At 52.8% G+C, this 15,188-nt stretch carries 20 protein-coding genes and 1 pseudogene; 10 read left to right on the top strand and 11 right to left on the bottom strand.

Going from position 1 to position 15,188, the window contains the following annotated elements; all coding sequences use genetic code 11:
- Window positions 1–101 precede the first annotated feature (101 nt).
- The 5 genes from HKK52_RS09205 to cydB are packed head-to-tail and all read left to right on the top strand — an operon-like array spanning window position 102 to window position 3,976.
- Window positions 102–602, top strand: coding sequence for a CinA family protein (locus HKK52_RS09205; protein ID WP_169370561.1), 501 nt, complete (start codon window positions 102–104; stop codon window positions 600–602).
- Window positions 603–611: 9 nt separating this feature from the next.
- Window positions 612–1,127, top strand: coding sequence for a hypothetical protein (locus HKK52_RS09200; RefSeq protein ID WP_169370560.1), 516 nt, complete (start codon window positions 612–614; stop codon window positions 1,125–1,127).
- A gap of 8 nt (window positions 1,128–1,135) precedes the next feature.
- Entirely contained in the window at window positions 1,136–1,582 is a 447-nt protein-coding gene (locus HKK52_RS09195) for a DUF421 domain-containing protein (protein ID WP_169370559.1), read from the top strand.
- A 3-nt stretch (window positions 1,583–1,585) separates the two neighbouring features.
- Window positions 1,586–2,962, top strand: coding sequence for a cytochrome ubiquinol oxidase subunit I (locus HKK52_RS09190; RefSeq protein ID WP_169370558.1), 1,377 nt, complete (start codon window positions 1,586–1,588; stop codon window positions 2,960–2,962).
- 12 nt (window positions 2,963–2,974) lie between these two features.
- Window positions 2,975–3,976, top strand: coding sequence for a cytochrome d ubiquinol oxidase subunit II (gene cydB, locus HKK52_RS09185; protein WP_169370557.1), 1,002 nt, complete (start codon window positions 2,975–2,977; stop codon window positions 3,974–3,976).
- Between the two features lie 4 nt (window positions 3,977–3,980).
- Here cydB and HKK52_RS09180 read toward each other — a convergent pair whose 3' ends face one another.
- Together HKK52_RS09180 and HKK52_RS09175 are read right to left on the bottom strand one after the other, a co-directional pair.
- On the bottom strand, window positions 3,981–4,511 hold the full coding sequence (locus tag HKK52_RS09180) for a cupin (protein ID WP_169370556.1): 531 nt from the start codon (window positions 4,509–4,511) through the stop codon (window positions 3,981–3,983).
- Window positions 4,512–4,548: 37 nt separating this feature from the next.
- Window positions 4,549–4,806: a hypothetical protein gene (locus tag HKK52_RS09175; RefSeq protein ID WP_169370555.1), complete on the bottom strand. Its 258-nt coding sequence runs from the start codon at window positions 4,804–4,806 to the stop codon at window positions 4,549–4,551.
- Window positions 4,807–5,039: 233 nt separating this feature from the next.
- Here HKK52_RS09175 and HKK52_RS09170 point away from each other — a divergent pair, with 233 nt between their 5' ends.
- From HKK52_RS09170 to HKK52_RS32600, 3 genes are all read left to right on the top strand, one after another.
- Window positions 5,040–5,297: a hypothetical protein gene (locus HKK52_RS09170; protein ID WP_169370554.1), complete on the top strand. Its 258-nt coding sequence runs from the start codon at window positions 5,040–5,042 to the stop codon at window positions 5,295–5,297.
- Between the two features lie 442 nt (window positions 5,298–5,739).
- A complete protein-coding gene (locus HKK52_RS09165; protein ID WP_169370553.1) occupies window positions 5,740–6,765 on the top strand; it encodes a chemotaxis protein CheB in 1,026 nt (341 codons plus the stop codon).
- 602 nt (window positions 6,766–7,367) lie between these two features.
- Window positions 7,368–7,613: a hypothetical protein gene (locus HKK52_RS32600; protein WP_237150751.1), complete on the top strand. Its 246-nt coding sequence runs from the start codon at window positions 7,368–7,370 to the stop codon at window positions 7,611–7,613.
- A gap of 5 nt (window positions 7,614–7,618) precedes the next feature.
- On the opposite strand, the gene HKK52_RS09160 is transcribed toward HKK52_RS32600, so the two are convergent.
- The gene (locus HKK52_RS09160) at window positions 7,619–7,828 is read right to left on the bottom strand and encodes a hypothetical protein (RefSeq protein ID WP_442962290.1); all 210 of its coding nucleotides are present in this window, start codon (window positions 7,826–7,828) and stop codon (window positions 7,619–7,621) included.
- 462 nt (window positions 7,829–8,290) lie between these two features.
- On the opposite strand from HKK52_RS09160, the gene HKK52_RS09155 reads away from it, so the two are divergent.
- Window positions 8,291–9,115 carry an alpha/beta fold hydrolase gene (locus tag HKK52_RS09155; RefSeq protein ID WP_169370552.1) on the top strand — a complete coding sequence of 275 codons (825 nt, stop codon included), beginning with the start codon at window positions 8,291–8,293 and terminating at the stop codon, window positions 9,113–9,115.
- Between the two features lie 32 nt (window positions 9,116–9,147).
- On the opposite strand, the gene HKK52_RS09150 is transcribed toward HKK52_RS09155, so the two are convergent.
- The 3 genes from HKK52_RS09150 to HKK52_RS09140 all read right to left on the bottom strand — a co-directional run bounded on the left by HKK52_RS09150 (window position 9,148) and on the right by HKK52_RS09140 (window position 11,040).
- Window positions 9,148–9,960 (bottom strand): DUF1206 domain-containing protein, encoded by an 813-nt coding sequence (locus HKK52_RS09150; protein WP_169370551.1) that lies wholly within the window; start codon window positions 9,958–9,960, stop codon window positions 9,148–9,150.
- A gap of 126 nt (window positions 9,961–10,086) precedes the next feature.
- Window positions 10,087–10,566 carry an SMI1/KNR4 family protein gene (locus HKK52_RS09145; protein WP_169370550.1) on the bottom strand — a complete coding sequence of 160 codons (480 nt, stop codon included), beginning with the start codon at window positions 10,564–10,566 and terminating at the stop codon, window positions 10,087–10,089.
- 264 nt (window positions 10,567–10,830) lie between these two features.
- Window positions 10,831–11,040, bottom strand: a complete 210-nt coding sequence (locus tag HKK52_RS09140; RefSeq protein ID WP_169370549.1) for a hypothetical protein — start codon at window positions 11,038–11,040, stop codon at window positions 10,831–10,833.
- Between the two features lie 1,189 nt (window positions 11,041–12,229).
- Here HKK52_RS09140 and HKK52_RS09135 point away from each other — a divergent pair.
- The gene (locus HKK52_RS09135) at window positions 12,230–12,424 is read left to right on the top strand and encodes an antitoxin Xre/MbcA/ParS toxin-binding domain-containing protein (RefSeq protein ID WP_169370548.1); all 195 of its coding nucleotides are present in this window, start codon (window positions 12,230–12,232) and stop codon (window positions 12,422–12,424) included.
- A 426-nt stretch (window positions 12,425–12,850) separates the two neighbouring features.
- Here HKK52_RS09135 and HKK52_RS32585 read toward each other — a convergent pair whose 3' ends face one another.
- The 5 genes and pseudogenes from HKK52_RS32585 to HKK52_RS09120 form a co-directional block, all read right to left on the bottom strand.
- A complete protein-coding gene (locus HKK52_RS32585) occupies window positions 12,851–13,039 on the bottom strand; it encodes an AbrB/MazE/SpoVT family DNA-binding domain-containing protein (RefSeq protein WP_237150796.1) in 189 nt (62 codons plus the stop codon).
- A gap of 304 nt (window positions 13,040–13,343) precedes the next feature.
- Window positions 13,344–13,679, bottom strand: coding sequence for an IS66 family insertion sequence element accessory protein TnpB (tnpB, locus tag HKK52_RS32580; RefSeq protein ID WP_169370547.1), 336 nt, complete (start codon window positions 13,677–13,679; stop codon window positions 13,344–13,346).
- Window positions 13,676–13,852 (bottom strand): hypothetical protein, encoded by a 177-nt coding sequence (locus HKK52_RS32575; RefSeq protein ID WP_237150749.1) that lies wholly within the window; start codon window positions 13,850–13,852, stop codon window positions 13,676–13,678. Before HKK52_RS32575 ends, tnpB begins: the two co-directional genes overlap by 4 nt.
- 92 nt (window positions 13,853–13,944) lie before the next feature.
- A pseudogene (locus HKK52_RS32955) lies at window positions 13,945–14,007 on the bottom strand (IS66-like element accessory protein TnpA); the annotation flags it as partial.
- 212 nt (window positions 14,008–14,219) lie between these two features.
- The gene (locus HKK52_RS09120; RefSeq protein ID WP_169370545.1) at window positions 14,220–15,179 is read right to left on the bottom strand and encodes a hypothetical protein; all 960 of its coding nucleotides are present in this window, start codon (window positions 15,177–15,179) and stop codon (window positions 14,220–14,222) included.
- Between the last annotated feature and the right edge of the window lie 9 nt (window positions 15,180–15,188).

Genomic DNA, 15,188 nt, shown 5'->3' with positions numbered 1-15,188 from the left:
TTTTTTTCGTTCAATGGAGTGCCGACGAAAAGGGATCAATTCAGTTGGAATGATTGCTTTTTAAGGCAGTCAACCGATCATCACGTTTGCGGAACAGTCCCATGTCTATTCCCGATCAGACGGTTAATTATCTACGCGAGCACGCCCTTTTACTGACGACGGCAGAATCCTGTACGGCGGGAAAAATTGTCACGCTCCTATCTGAGATCGAAGGCAGTGGAGATCTGATCGAAAGTGGTTACGTGGTCTATTCCCCTGAGGCCAAACAACGGCTGTTGAGGGTGAGTGCCTCTACCATCGAAACTTTCAATCTAACCAGTTGTGAAGTGGCGCGGGAAATGGCGTTAGGCGCGTTGCATGACAGCACCGCGAATGTCGCCGTAGCGACGACAGGCATCCTCGGCCCAGAGGATGTCGACGGTATTCCCGCAGGCACAATTTGTTTCGCCTGGGCCTTTCATTCTGAGCGAGGGCGTAGCTTGTTCAGCCGTGAACATCGCTTCTTCGGCACACGCACCCAAGTACAACTCCAAGCTGCCGAGTTCGCATTAGAACAGTTGCCGCAATTTCATCGTCGTGCACTGGATGGTGAACAAGGGTAGGGATATCTCATGAATGACAAAAGCCCACACGATTATCAGAGCCGAAACTACCCCGTTCGCGAAGACATGGCCTATCAGGTCAAGGTCTGGCGATTTGAGCGGTGGGGCTGGTATGTCTTGGTGTTGCTGGTTGTACTTGGGTTGTGTGGGATGTTTTCACGCGGGCCCTTGAGTTTTCGTGATGTTCACGGAGGCGATGGGAAGCTCAGAGTTCAGTATGAGATTTTTCACCGAAACGGTTCCGCCAATCCTATGGTCATTAGCGTTATCGGCGTGCCGGATGCGCGAATTGAGATGGAGTTGTCCGGTAGCTTACTCGAAGGCTTCAGTATAGAAACGATGCTGCCAGAGCCCGTTCGTGCCAGCAGCGCCGGCGAGGGTATAAAGCTGTGGCTACAAGCGGATCCACAAGGACGTGCAAATCTCTATCTGACGTTGCGTGGTGACGGACTAGGAAAATTCAGCACTCAGGTGAAATCACCAGGAGCAACTCCTGTGACCTTGGATCAATTCATTCTCCCTTGAGGTGACCTATGGATTCGGTGTTGCGTGCGTCAGTGATGTACCTGGTGTTGATAGTGCTGTTCAAAATTGCCGGAAGGCGTTCATTGGCGGAACTGACGACATTTGATTTTGTGTTGTTAATGATTATTGGCGAGGCCACGCAGCAAGCGCTCCTGGGAGATGACTTCTCCCTTACTAATTCCGTCTTGGTGATCGTCACGTTAATTGCTATCGACGTCGGACTTTCACTGCTGAAACAGCGTTCGGAATGGGTATCCAAAATAATTGATGGCGGGCCAACCATCATTGTCGAAAATGGAAAGTTGCTACGTGATCGTCTACGGAGCGCCCGGTTGGTGGAGGCGGATGTGATGGAGGCCGCCCGCTCAAGCCAAGGCATAGAAACTATTGACCAGATCAAGTTTGCGATCCTGGAGCGCAACGGCAAGATTTCTGTCATTCCGGTAGAGCCGTAGCGCATGAATGCTATTGATTCGGTACTGATGGCTGCGCGTGCACAGTTCGCGATCGCCATAAGCTTTCATATCGTGCTGGCGGCTTTCACTATTGGCCTGGCCAATTTTCTCATGGTGCTGGAGGCACTGTGGCTGTGGCGCGGAAGAAGGCTCTACCTGGATGTTTACCTGTACTGGCTAAAAGTGTTTGCGCTCAACGTTGCGGTAGGCACAGCGTCGGGTCTGATTTTGGAGTACCAGTTCGGGTTAAATTGGTCACGGCTTTCGACCCGGGCAGGAGATATTCTTGGCCCGTTGATGTTCTACGAAGTGCTGGCGGCATTTTTCCTGGAAGCAGGTTTCCTGGGCATCATGATGTTCGGCTTGAAAAAAGTTGGCCCTCGTCTGCATTTCTTCGCTACCTGCGCAGTCGCTCTTGGATCGTTAATCAGCGCCTTTTGGATCTTGTCAGCCAATTCCTGGATGCAGACACCCGCCGGGTATTCTCTCGGAGTAGATGGACGTTTCATTGCCGAAAACTGGTGGGCAATCATCTTCAATCCCTCGTTCCCATATCGGCTTTTGCATATGACGTTGGCCGCGTTTATAGGCAGCGCCACGCTAGTGGCCGGTTTCAGCGCCTGGCAACTATTACGTGAACCGCAGAACCCGAGAGCTCGCCTCGCATACTCCATGGGGTTGTGGGTAATTGTGGTGCTTACACCTGTGCAAATCCTGGTGGGGGATCTTCATGGTGAGCACAGCCTTAAAGTTCAACCGCAAAAGGTTGCTGCCATCGAAGGCTCTTGGACACGTCCGGAGGTCGGTGAGGGCGAGCCATTACGTTTATTCGCTATTCCAGATATGTCAGAGCGACGCAACCATTGGGAAGTGGCGATTCCGCGCGTAGCGTCGTTGTACTTGCGACATGACCTGAGCGGCACCATCGCTGCGCTTGATGAGTTCCCGCCTGAGGACATCCCGCCGGTGCCAGCGGTGTTCTTCGCGTTCCGTGTCATGGTCGGTCTGGGATTAATGATGATGGGGCAGGGGTTGATCAGTCTGGTATTACGCTGGCGACATCGCTTGTACTCAGCGCGCTGGATGTTCCGAGGGTGTGTGCTGATGGCGCCTGCTGGATTTCTGGCGATGCTGAGTGGATGGGTTGTTACTGAGGTCGGCCGTCAGCCCTTCACCATTTATGGGTTGATGCGCACGGCTGACAGCCTGTCTTCGGTGTCTCGTGAGCAGGTCGTAGGGGCAACGTGGACAATCCTTTCGTTTTATCTGGTGATCTTCGGCGTAGGTCTCTGGGTGCTGTTGCGACTTTTACGGGAGCCACCTCACGAAAACGAACCCGGGCCCCAACCCACTTTGGCTGACGAAACGGGTAAATCCTGAGGGTAAACATCGATGATGGACAATGACTGGGTAACGCTATTGTCCGCTGCCGCGCTGGGATTTTCGGTCTTGAACTACGTGCTGTTGGATGGCACTGATCTTGGCGTGGGCGTGCTGATGGGTCTTACTCGTTGCAGTCAGCACCGACGTGCCATGGCGGTAACCATCCTTCCGATTTGGGACGCTAACGAAACGTGGCTCGTGCTCGGTGGCGGCGGGCTGCTGGCGTTGTTTCCGCTGGCTTACGCCGTGCTGCTGCCGGCGCTTTATTTGCCATTTATCGCGATGTTTCTGTCGTTGATTCTTCGCGCGGTAGCGCTGGAATTTCGCGATTACTCAAAAAGCTATCGTATGAAGAGGATAGTCGATGGCTTGCTGCTGATCGGTTCACTGCTAGCCGGGACAATTCAGGGGATTGTATTGGGAACGCTTGTACAAGGCGTGCCGAATCAGGACGGGCAGTACAGCGGGAACGGCTGGGAATGGTCGGGCCTGTTTCCGCTGTACTGTGGCGCAGTGCTCGTAGTGGGGTATATGTGGTTGGGCGCGTGCTGGCTGTATTGGCGCACTGTAGATGATCTGCAACGTCGATCAGGGCGACAGGCAAGGGTGCTGGGCATCGTAACCATGGTGCTTTTGGCCGTGTTAGTGGTCTGGACAGCGACGCTGGACGCTCGATATGCGCAGCGGCTTTCCAATCTGCTGGTCTGGCTGCCAGCCGCAATATTGCTCACTACACTACTGATTAGCTTCACCTTGAGCTTTCGAAGCCGCCGGCACTATCTGCCCCTATTCGCCGCACTGGGGATCTTCATCTTGGCGTTCGCCTTGATGATCGCAGCGCTCTTTCCGTTGATTGTCCCGCCTAACCTGACCTTGCAAGCGGCCGCCTCTAGCCCCACCAGTCAAATGTTCATGTTGGTCGGTTTCGCCGTGCTGATCCCGGTGACGCTCATCTACAACACCTACGGCTTCAGAGTCTTCAGCGGAAAGGTTCGCGCCGTTCGTGATTGACTTCTCAATGCTGGCCAGCCCAATACCGGTGTACGGCGCCTTGCGAGCCTTGCACCGGATCCTGGTCGGGAAACAACAGCGTGTCGATGCTCGCCAGTTGAGCATCGGTGGGGGCATCGCGGCAGATATCTGCACGCTGCCCTGGAGGATAGGCACCGACGACCAGAAAATCTTCACTTGAATCTAAACTGCAATGGCCGGTGCCGGCAGGCAGTAGCAACACATCGCCTGCTGTGACTTCAAGTACATGACCATCCGGGCCGCCCAGCATCAGCCGAGCCCGACCGCTGGCGATGCCAAGCACTTCATGACCTTCGGTATGGTAGTGGTGGTAGCTGTAAATCCCATATCGCCATTGGGGTGCCCAGCCATTGGCGATGAAGGTTTGCTCGAACAGCGCAGCCGGGTCATCGCCCTGAATTGCAATCGCGCAGGTGTAAATGAGTGCCGGCAGACGCGGGTTGTTGGGAACCCATTGGTTGCGTTCAAACATCAGGGTTTGAACGGTAGCTGTCTCAGTTCGCGGTTTTTTCATTTAAGGATCTCCGAAACCTAGATGTGGCGATGGATTTTCATGTATCGATCTGCAACTCCAAATCAGCATTTTCCAGTCGGCGGGCGTGAGCCACCGTGCCGTTCAAGCGCTCTCCTGAAGAAAGAATGATGGTCAAGGAGTGGGCCTTGTGTAGGTCATCTGGCACCGGTGACAGCACGTGCACCTGAAAGGCTCCTGGCGTAATGGGTGTGATGAGTACGTTGCAATCAATAGTTTTAGCGATAGGGCCGAAAAGGGTGTCGTTTAAGTAATTCAAACGTGCGCGGTTGGTCATGGATATGTCCTTTAACGCCAGGGATTTAAAGCTGGATTTCTATCCGCTTCTATGTGCTAGACGGTAGCCATGACAGAAGAGTTCAACGCCAAGGGCTGACGGCTTGTGGCGATTGCAGGCCGCGTATCAAGGCGCATGAAGCTCCTCAATAACCGATTTTTGTATCTGCAGTTAAACTAAAAGCTGACCTGTAAGTCAGATTTGTTAATGGCACCCAATAGGAGAATCCAACAGTGCAGATCTACAAGATTGAATACCTGTTCGACGGCGAGCCCCGCACGCATCAATTTGAACTCCAGCAGGCTCAGTTGCCCGCTCATGAGGCCGCGATGCATTTGCTACAGCTGCATTTTGGGGACGGTGAGAACAGCTTGATCATGCCCACTGCTGACGCGACGCCGGACGAGATTTTAAAGCAGGCTGAACTGGTAGGGCTGACACAGATTATGGTCGTTGATCAACCCAGTGTTGATGGCAGTCGAAACAACTAGTAGGCGCGACTCGACCAATTTTTAGTACCGCTTTTGGCCATAAACGCCGAGTGATTGAGGTCGGGCCAGGTGAGTGGTTTTATAAACTCATCTACCGCCTGAAATTTACTAGCCCCCGAACAGGCTCAGGAAACTGAATGCCGCGCCCGTTCCCAAAATGAGGGAAATAAGTATCAGGGTGAGGACGACAGGTCTATTGCGCATATCGCGGGTCGGCACACTGAAGGAAGGAGCCCTTAAATTTTCACTATAGTCATCAATGGTCGCTTGCGAATGTAATTTGATCATGATTTCGAACGATACCCGCAGGCCATTACGCGATAGATGATCCAAGATTAATGAATGAGCTGGTGTTTAGCTGTTCGCCTTACCAGTCGCGGGCCAATCAGCTCGTCCTGAGATGACTCGGGAGGTGGACTTCTCTAATGGGAGATGCCTTGTAATGGATGAACTTGATACGGGTGTGCGGAATGTCGTCGTCATTGGTACCTCGGCGGGGGGCGTTCAGGCGCTAATCTCATTGTTTGAGAATCTACCCGCCGATCTACCCGCTGCTTTTTTGGTAGTGCTGCACATTCCCGCCCATGAACCCAGCGTCCTCCATAGCATTCTTTCCAGGGTGACCCTCATGCGAGTCGTCGCGGCCCAAGATGGTCAACAGATTGCAGCTCGCACGGTCTATGTCGCCATTGCGGATCGACACCTGATGCTGACGGAGGATGGGATACGACTGACACGTGGGCCCAAGGAGTGCCGTGCGCGGCCTGCCGTCGATGTTCTGTTCCGCTCAGCCGCCGTTAACTACGGTGCCCGGGTCATTGGCGTCATCCTTTCCGGTGCATTGGACGATGGCACTGCAGGGATGTGGGCGGTCAAGGATCGGGGTGGACTGACTTACGTCCAGGATCCTGCCGAAGCCATGCTGAGTTCAATGCCCGACAGTGCCATCGAACATGTGGATATCGACATTATCGGCTCGGCGGCAGTGCTGGCCACGGAGATCTCCAAAGCGGTCGGAAGCCCAATAGATGGCCATCCCATTCACGATATAAGAGCCCGACATGTCATCGAGAACGTGATCTCCTTGAAAGGGAATGGTTTGGAAGCCGGTGTAATGGGATTGGGCAAGGTTTCCCAGTTCACCTGTCCGGATTGTCATGGCGTACTCGTACAAATCGAGGAAGGCTCCATCGTCAGATTTCGTTGCCACACAGGTCATGCCTTTTCGATGAAGTCGCTCATTTGTGAGGTCAATGAGGCGATCGATACCGGGCTTTGGGACACATTAAGGGCGGTGGAAGAAAGGATCCTGCTGTTGCGCCAAATGGCTGAACAGGCAACCGCTGTGGGCGCTGACGGGGACGCTACTCAATGCTCCCGCCAGGCCGATCTCGCCGAAAAACGCCTGAAGCCGTTGCGCGCATTGGTACTCGATCCCCAATTCTTTGGTCACGATGACAATAAATAGTGCTGATAGCGTTTTCGATTTCTTGTGCTATTCACGAGGGTGTAATGCCTCCACATTCCCTTATCGAATGCTGGCCAGGTTATTCAGGCGCCATGAGCACCGTGATGCTCATGTTGATGAATTCCTCGTTTTTGCTAATCGTGTCTAAAGCACCGCGAACGTTGCCGGCTACTTCAGCGGAGCCGCGCTCCTTCGGTGCCGATTCTGTAGAAACGAATTGTCGATAATTGCTCCCTGAGCTTCTGGTTACCGTATCTCCCCGACGGAGCTCACCTCTAGTCGGGCGATTGCAAATCTTATTGGCGAACTCCGCAGTGAAATGGCCGTTAGTCAAACGAGCTTTGAGAGTGCGATAGCAAATAGTCGATACAGGGCTAGATCCTGACTGGTTGCGGGAAGAAACGGATAATGCGGTGTTGGATAACCAGCGGGATCCCCGCTGACGGTGTGACACCAAGCCTGCTGTGCCACTTGTGAAGATAGCTATTTCAGGCAACGCCTACCTGACTAATCTAAGCGTCTCAATGGGATTGCTTGCTCTTGATCCACACGTAAGTGCTGGCGTCTCTCGTTGAAGTGCAGCAGGTGCGGGAAGGATAAATTTGGATTACGTCGATTGGGTGCAATGGCCAGCCATGGTGATAACTGTAGCCTCTGCCTGGTTTATTGGTTCGCAACGAGCCTATCGGAGGATGATCGCTTTTTGGGGATTCATCCTCAGTAATGCTCTATGGGTTATCTGGGGGCTTCACGCCGACGCCTACGCTCTTATCCTCCTTGAGTGCATTCTCTTGGGGATGAATGCCCGAGGCTTTAAAAAAAAGTTCAATGGCCACCGTCAGTCTTGAGACTGCTAGGTTTCCTTCCCCTTCGAGTTCTTCCTGAGCCCCCGAAGGTTCATGAGGAAAAGACAAACCTGCAAGGCGATTAATGCATACGCCCCTGCATAGACTCCCCAAATCACCCACAACACGTTGCTCAAACTGAAGCATACAAACCCGGTCATTCGTCGTCCTGGTCGTTGCGATCCGATTAGCCATGCGGCGAGAACGGTCACAGCCATCGCTGGCCATTGAACCCAATCCAGATACGCCAAAATATCCTCCTAGTACAATTCCGTGAGCTGAATCGCTATGTGGATGCCACGCCAGTCAATCGGGCTTCTGATGGTCGGGTGACGCTTTCGACTTTCCGAGAATGTAGCAGGGGTGGAGCTGACCATTGGGATGAGTTGTGACGACCACAGATATTAATGACCAGCCTTCATGCAGCTTAAGGTTTGCTTCGTTGGTTGATAGCGCTTCCATGACTTGGATTGTCTCGGATATATGCATTTCGTCTTTCTCAAATTCTAGGGATCAATCATTAGGTGCCGCGCGCGGATGAGGGTTCCTTTTCCCAAGACTTGCCACTGGATTGTTCGGAGCCGTGCTGGGTCTCAATTTATAATTGAGACCATGCTTTGAAGGATTAGAGTGGTCATCTAACTCTGTCATCTCAGCGACATGAAGCGAGGGGGGCATCAATGACAACGCGCAAACTGACCATTGAAAACTTGCAGTTGAACGTTTCAATCTGCGGGCAAGGTTCGCCGTTGCTCTTGCTTAATGGCCTGGGTGGCTTGATCCGTACCTTCGATCCGCTGCGCGAGGAACTTGGGGACTACATGACCATTACGTTGGACGTGCCTGGAGTCGGCAAATCGCAAATGCCCCGCTGGCCAATGCGTCTGCCGCGCCATGCCGACTTGATCGCCGAGATGCTCAAGCAGTTGGGGATCGACCAAGTCGATGTGTTCGGAGTGAGCTGGGGCGGTGCATTGGCGCAAGAGTTTGCCCTGCGTTACCCGAGCATGGTGCGCCGTTTGATCCTCGCGGCGACCTCTGCTGGCCCGGTGGTGCTAGTGAAACCCGCCGACATCGTGGACTTTTTTGGGAGCAGCAAAGGCGCCAAATCGCGCAAGAAAGAAGGCTCGCGTAATTCGATACAGGCGCTGCTACGCTTCGGTGTAGCGAAAGGCATGCTCACCGTTAATCCACGAACTTATTACCACCAGCTCGCTGCCTTGGTCGGCTGGACAAGCCTGCTGCGGCTGTTCCGTCTGCGCCAACGCACGCTGATCCTCACCGGCGACCGCGACACCCTAGTACAGATGTACAACGCGCATATCCTGCGCCGCAGCATCCGCCGTGCCGAAGTGCACGTCCTAAAGGGCGAGGGGCATTTTTTCGTGGTCACCAGCGCCAAACGAACTTCCGCACTGATACGCGAATTCCTCAGCCAGCAACACGATGATGAAGAGCCGGCGCCGATGATCGCCAACGGCAGGTTAAGGCCACGCCTGCTCTAATCCGAGAGGTGGATCGCCATTATCGCTGCACCCTATGGTCTCGATACTCCAGGCACATCCATATTGATCTTGCGCCAGAAAGCCTCAGAGAAACTGTAAACCGAGAAGGCAATCAGCCCCAGGGCCATCACAATCAAAATCAGCCATCCGGCAGGAAGATTCTGGAGAGCGTCGAGGGCTTCTTTCGTACCAGGTGGATCCATGGCTTGATAAGTGGAACCGCTGATTGCCAGTAGTAATGCAATCTCTATAAATACGACTCCACGGGCTATTAAACCGAACCGAGACACCGGGCGGACGTACCGCATGACGTCTTCGTCGGCCTCAAAATATTTCTCGAACGACGCCTTCCAGCCCTTGATGATGTGAGCAATTCCAACACCAAGCGGAATGAGAGCGATCAGGTACACCAACAAATTCGAGTGATCCCAAGACAGAAGATGCGCTAGCCAGTCTTTAGTCTGCCCCCCGGAATCTCCCGAACTACTAATACCGCTAATGAGTAGACCCATTGCAAAAAACGCCAGAGCGGCGTTGACCAAACCTCCGGCAAACAGACCAGTGCGAATTACCAAACCTTTGATTTCTTTGCCGTGGTGATCGACATCACGCGTGGCTTGCAGGACACGCCAAGCCGCAAAAGCGAGCAGGCCTGCCACCACAACTCCAACTAGAAAATAGCCGAATGGCTGGGTTAGCAACGCCTCAACGCTTTTGTGGCTGTCCTTCGGTTTTGTCGAATCTAGTGCTGCTAGCAACGCGAAGATGCCGATTATCAAATAAAGCACTCCCCGAGCGGCATATCCTCCCCGAGCGAGCATGACAAGGCTGTATTGCGCGGACATTGGATGTATTCCTTAGAGGTAATACAAAAGCAGACCAGTGTCATTCGGAGGGGTTCTATCGAGGCGAGCTGGATTCACTCATTAGTAAAATGCTCGGACTTACGCTTTAGATGGCAAAGATAGGGACTAGGCCAGCTCCAACCGCCCAGACTCCATGATTTCCACAAGACTGCGCAACCAATCTTCCAGCGTTGGGGCAACCACTTCGCGTCGTGGGTCGTCGTGCCAGAAGTCTATAATCTCACCTGGTTTTTCAGACACTATATCGATACAGAGATGATCGCCGCCAAAGCTCTGCGTAAACGGTACCCACTGCCGTTTCCACCATTCTGGGTCTTCGAAGTCAGAACCGATCATTCCGTCGAGCTCCAGCTTGCTGCTCATGCTGTCTTCGACAGAGATGAACATGTGATTGGTAAATAGCGCTTCCTCGGTGCTCCCATCCTTCCATGACCAGAGCGCCCGGAGGTCTGCTGGGAGTGTGATGCCAGTTCGGCGCTCGTAATCCTCGAATGCGGCAACCGAAACACCATTAGCAAGTGTCGCGTAATAGGCTGCCCGGTGCTGTTGCAACCAACCGTCCATGCGCTTGATTAGATCCTGCATGTAAAAGACTCCTGTGACTGTTCGGTAGGCCATGATAGATCTCATTGTATGACTGAATTGAGCTTCGTCTCATGATGCGTTTGCCAAGCGCGAGATCCGTCAGCAGTTGGCAGACCTCGCGAGCGGTGAGAGGGGGAGGTTTTGTTCAATTAATTGCTTTCGAGTCATCGTTTGCCTGTAGCTAAGCTGCGGTATGAAGCGGCGTCAACGGGGAGGTCGCTCCTTCGGGCCAACAAGGCCCGGCTAGTCTAAAAGCTCGAGCGCTCACTCAGGCGTCACAAGAACCGCTAACGTCATATTGATGAACTCTTCGTTCTTGCTGATCGTTGCCAGTGCGCCTCGCACATTGCCTCCAACCTCACCCGATCCAAGCTGCTCGACCCAGAGGGTGAGCTCCATGATGGCGGCCTCAAGGGCGAGCTGGTTTTGATTGATCTTGAATAGCAGGGAAGGGAGCAGGTCTGAATTTGGCATCTTGATTCCTCCGTGGAAGCGGTCAGCGTAGCAGCACCAGAATTTTTTAGGACTGGAGGATCTTTCCAGTAGTGCAGAGCACTTCACATCAGCTTTTTGCGATGTTGCGAACCGTTCCTGGGCCGCTTGTGCTTGTCATCGGAAACTGCTGATGACTATTTGCTGTAGTGGCTCATAGCCGCTAATAGTGGGGAGGTGCTTGGAGAGGGCGTGAAGATGATGTCGAGATTTGTTGTTGTCCCTGCAATCCCAACGGAAACGGGATCAATGCGTAACGGATCGCGCTTCTACTGCCAGACCGCACCTATAGGCTTCAACCTCTATGACAATGAGGAGAAGCTGCGGCTGAAGACTACCTATCAGACCCGAGAAGAAGCCGAGAGTGAGTGTCAGCGGCTCAACCTGGAGCGGCTTCAAAGCGTCCTTTCGGAACGGGAATGCGTGACTGCGCTATAGGCATTCACTCCCGCATAGTCATCAGGCGCCCGGTTTCCGAAACGAGTGGATCAAAGGCTCAGGTACGTACGACCTACACCACACTGACACGGATGCTCGGCATTCAGGAGCATACAAACAGCGTCTGCCTCCGCCCTGACCTTGAACACACCATGTTTGCTAGCTGAGCCTCCTTCAACAAGATCAACGACCCTGTATCGCTTGCTGCCATCGACCAGTGTGGTGGTTTCAATCACTCTGAATCTTGCGTGCATGGTTGCATTCCGTGCATGACATTGGTGACTTAGAAGTACCGGCAAAACAAGACGATTTCAAGAACGGGACGGGCTTAAGCTGAGACAATTTATGACGGTGCACCGTGCTTCTCATTGCAGGAACGACGGTATACCAGCAGGTGCCGTGCTGAACTACTTTTCCGATAGTCGATGCTTTGGGCCAGCAGGGCCCGCCTAAGCTTTAGGTTTTTCTGATGGAGGTACAGATGCTGTCATCAACAAAGAGTACCTACCAGGCCTACCAGTTTCTGGAAACATTTGGTCAACCTTAGACTGCCCTAGCGCGGCACAACCCTTCATAACCTCATACACCGAAGCCCTCCTTACGAGTATTTCAATCTGACGGCGAACAATCTGCAGGTTGAGCGAGAGCTCATTTCTCAGACTATCGGTGTATCTCCTGCATCACTAGCACGAAGGGCAATACGGGACGCTTCAGCACCGTTGAAAGCGACCGCTTGATCGCATTGATTGCTGTCTTTGAGCAAGCATTGTTTCTGTTCGAGGACGACGCCGCCACAGCAACAGAATGGATGAGCTCGCCGGTTCGAGGGCTCGGTTCAAAGCGCCCACTGGAGATGCTGAGGACGAGGGTGGAGACGAACGCTGTGCTCGATCTTATCGGCCGATTGCAGAGGGGAGTTCTTGTGTGAGACTCGATAGGCGACTTGTTAGGCTGTGGAGCTAAAGCTACTACGGCTATCGCTCCTTCGGGCTTAAGGTCGACGCGTCGTGCGACAATCGAAGCCACGTAGGATCTTGCTGAAGCGGAGTGTTAGAGATGGTATTTACCTTCACCCTTAGTTACGAACTGACGTCTGACGAGAGCGATATGGACGCGCTTATGGAACGCTTGGCGGAAGAGGGCTGCGATGATGCATTGGTCGGAGTAGGGCAACCCGGGCGCCTAGCTCTTGAATTCATCCGTGACGCACTTTCTGCAGATGACGCAATTGGGGGCGCGGTAAAGGATGTGCGCCGAGCCGTACCTAACGCTCGCTTGATCGAGGCAGCTCTCGCGCCATAATCGGCTGCGCGAAGCCTTCTGTGAGTGGATCAGTCAACGCATTGCAGCTGTCTCATTTCTCCTGGGCGTTACCAAGCCGTCCGCTATCCCAAGCTTCAGTGAGCTCGTCTATTCGATCCGCAATCTGAGGCGTTTTTGATAGGACAAGGCAGCGCGTGTTGCCGACAAATTCTTCTATCAGGTACACAGCGTCGCCGACATCCAGTTCGAGTTCCTGCAGCGCTTCGTCTGGAATTCGAATCGCACCGTCACCATCCCATTATTCGATGAAGATTTTCGTAGGTGGCTTTTTCACGTGTGGTCTCCATTACTTCTGAATCGGCAATGGTAATTTCCTCTGCCTCGTCAGGTTACCGATATTCGAGGGCATAATTTGCAACACTGGGTAGAAAGACTACCCTCGATCGCATCGGGCCATTAACTAGGTGCAGGGTAAGCGTCCGGCGAAGTCATCTACCCGATCCAGCTATAAGCAGGAATTCATGCTGCTAATTGTGCCAGAGCAGGCGATCAGCGGCGATAAACCGATGGGCTAATGGCAGGTGCTAAAGCACTGTGATCGCACCGCCCGTGCCAACTCGTTGCCAAGGCAACCCCAACACCAAGGCTTGAAGTTGCTCGCTGTCGAGTTCGAATTCCGAGCCGTGCCGAATACCTGACCAGTGAAACTTGCCCTTGTTCAGCCTTCGTGCCGCAAGCCAGATACCCACGCCGTCATGCACCAGAACTTTCATCCGATTGGCGCGGCGATTGGCGAACAGATAAGCGCAGTGCGGCTTCGCCGCACCGAACACAGTAATGACCCTGGCTAACGTCGTTTCGGTGCCGGCGCGCATGTCCATCGGCTCGGTGGCGAGCCAGATCGCGCCGATGCGAATCATCGCAGCAGGTCTCTCAGAAAGGTGGCACAGGCGGCAGCGCTTTCGGTCGGCCAGTTCACTTTGACGGTGCCATGTGGGTTCTGGATTTCAATGCAGATGCTCGGTGATGGAGCCTGGGAATACCCTTCGGCGAGTTGCAAAGGTAGCGGAATGAAAGCAGGTTGCAGCGCCATGGCTTTGTTCGTTTGCACTCGAATCCATTTATGGACGAGGTTCGCTTAAGGCTGTGGTGCTGCGCGACTCTGGCAATCGACGCGCCGGGCTGAGCGCACTCTTGGACTACCTGGGCCTTGAAGGATTTGGAATAGGATCGGCGTTGTGGCTGCATGGAAAGACTCGCTTAAAAGGCTAGAAATGGTGTCCACCTAAATTAGGTGGACACCATCGCCTTTGGCGTCGGGGTCAGGAAGGTGAGTTGGCCGGACGCTTACTGTCATGGATCCTATTTAAATGTCAGAACGAAAGTGGCTATCCGATTAAATTATCGAGTCAGAAATATGTCACGCTAACGCTTAAAAAAGCTGCGGATATAGCATTAACTTAGAAAAGTTTCGTATCTAAGTGAAGGCCCATGTAGCCGATTTCAATTTTCTTTAATTCATCATGTTTGAATAAGTGGATTCTAGTTCCGCTACCGACCCAGACGTGGAGTTCAAAGATCCGTGGCTCTCCGTCGTAGCCTTTCCTATTACGCTGATACCCATATTTGTTCATTGTAAACTCTGACTCGTTTTGAAAAGTCATGCAGTTTTCGGGCATAGTATTATGTGTTTGCCAATGCTGGGAAAGAGAGTCAAGATCTTTAAGTCTCGTGAACAGCAATTTGATAAAATTACTTGGAAAGTTGAGGATTTGGTCGTCAGTTTCCAATCCAAACAGTAAATTTGGAAAGATTTCACCTTTGCGCTGCGGGAAATTTCTCGCGGATAACTGGGCGAAAGCGTCACGAGTAAACCGTTCGCTAATACTCGAACTGGCCAGTGAATTGGAAGTGTGATCGAATTTATAGGTTTTTCCATTGCAGATAAAACCTATTTGGGAGACTGAATGCGCTGGGTTACGGCAAAGGCTTGTTAACACCGAGCCGGTCACTGCGCAGACGAGTGCTTCTTCACCTGCTTCAGCCGCTAAGAGGTGTGTGTCCGGAATTTCTGGGTGTTCTAACAGTTCATCAAGGTTGGTAATAGTCTCGATCACGGCTTCATCGAGTTGATCCCAAGATGGAGTCATTAGCGCAAGATCTACAAAATAGCTGCCTTCGTCAACATAGTTAGAGCGGAAAAGCAATTCTACAGCCTCCCCCAAACTTTGGCTCACATTAGCTGCGTTAGCAATTTCGATTTGCCATGGATTATCTCTTAGTCTGAAGTTTGGTCGCTCTGGAAAGTGAGCCTCCAATGTGGCCATTGCTTTGAGCATTGTTGCCAATATTGGAATAACATCTTGAATGTTTCCAAACGGTGGCTGCGTCGATGAATGGTTGAACACGAAGTCAGGCATTGTTCCATC

The sequence above is a fragment of the Pseudomonas sp. ADAK2 genome (assembly GCF_012935755.1).
Classification (GTDB): domain Bacteria; phylum Pseudomonadota; class Gammaproteobacteria; order Pseudomonadales; family Pseudomonadaceae; genus Aquipseudomonas.
Note: the sequence above shows the minus strand (reverse complement) of the source record. Positions and strands in the feature narration are given on the sequence as shown.

What these genes read in the sequence shown, in the direction of transcription:
- HKK52_RS09205 (WP_169370561.1), top strand. Translation starts at nt 102, where the DNA reads ATGTCTATTCCCGATCAGACGGTTAATTATCTACGCGAGCACGCCCTT.
- HKK52_RS09200 (WP_169370560.1), top strand. Translation starts at nt 612, where the DNA reads ATGAATGACAAAAGCCCACACGATTATCAGAGCCGAAACTACCCCGTT.
- HKK52_RS09195 (WP_169370559.1), top strand. Translation starts at nt 1,136, where the DNA reads ATGGATTCGGTGTTGCGTGCGTCAGTGATGTACCTGGTGTTGATAGTG.
- HKK52_RS09190 (WP_169370558.1), top strand. Translation starts at nt 1,586, where the DNA reads ATGAATGCTATTGATTCGGTACTGATGGCTGCGCGTGCACAGTTCGCG.
- cydB (WP_169370557.1), top strand. Translation starts at nt 2,975, where the DNA reads ATGATGGACAATGACTGGGTAACGCTATTGTCCGCTGCCGCGCTGGGA.
- HKK52_RS09180 (WP_169370556.1), bottom strand. Translation starts at nt 4,511, where the DNA reads ATGAAAAAACCGCGAACTGAGACAGCTACCGTTCAAACCCTGATGTTT.
- HKK52_RS09175 (WP_169370555.1), bottom strand. Translation starts at nt 4,806, where the DNA reads ATGACCAACCGCGCACGTTTGAATTACTTAAACGACACCCTTTTCGGC.
- HKK52_RS09165 (WP_169370553.1), top strand. Translation starts at nt 5,740, where the DNA reads ATGGATGAACTTGATACGGGTGTGCGGAATGTCGTCGTCATTGGTACC.
- HKK52_RS09160 (WP_442962290.1), bottom strand. Translation starts at nt 7,828, where the DNA reads ATGGCTGTGACCGTTCTCGCCGCATGGCTAATCGGATCGCAACGACCA.
- HKK52_RS09155 (WP_169370552.1), top strand. Translation starts at nt 8,291, where the DNA reads ATGACAACGCGCAAACTGACCATTGAAAACTTGCAGTTGAACGTTTCA.
- HKK52_RS09150 (WP_169370551.1), bottom strand. Translation starts at nt 9,960, where the DNA reads ATGTCCGCGCAATACAGCCTTGTCATGCTCGCTCGGGGAGGATATGCC.
- HKK52_RS09145 (WP_169370550.1), bottom strand. Translation starts at nt 10,566, where the DNA reads ATGCAGGATCTAATCAAGCGCATGGACGGTTGGTTGCAACAGCACCGG.
- HKK52_RS09140 (WP_169370549.1), bottom strand. Translation starts at nt 11,040, where the DNA reads ATGCCAAATTCAGACCTGCTCCCTTCCCTGCTATTCAAGATCAATCAA.
- tnpB (WP_169370547.1), bottom strand. Translation starts at nt 13,679, where the DNA reads ATGATTCGCATCGGCGCGATCTGGCTCGCCACCGAGCCGATGGACATG.
- HKK52_RS32575 (WP_237150749.1), bottom strand. Translation starts at nt 13,852, where the DNA reads ATGGCGCTGCAACCTGCTTTCATTCCGCTACCTTTGCAACTCGCCGAA.
- HKK52_RS09120 (WP_169370545.1), bottom strand. Translation starts at nt 15,179, where the DNA reads ATGCCTGACTTCGTGTTCAACCATTCATCGACGCAGCCACCGTTTGGA.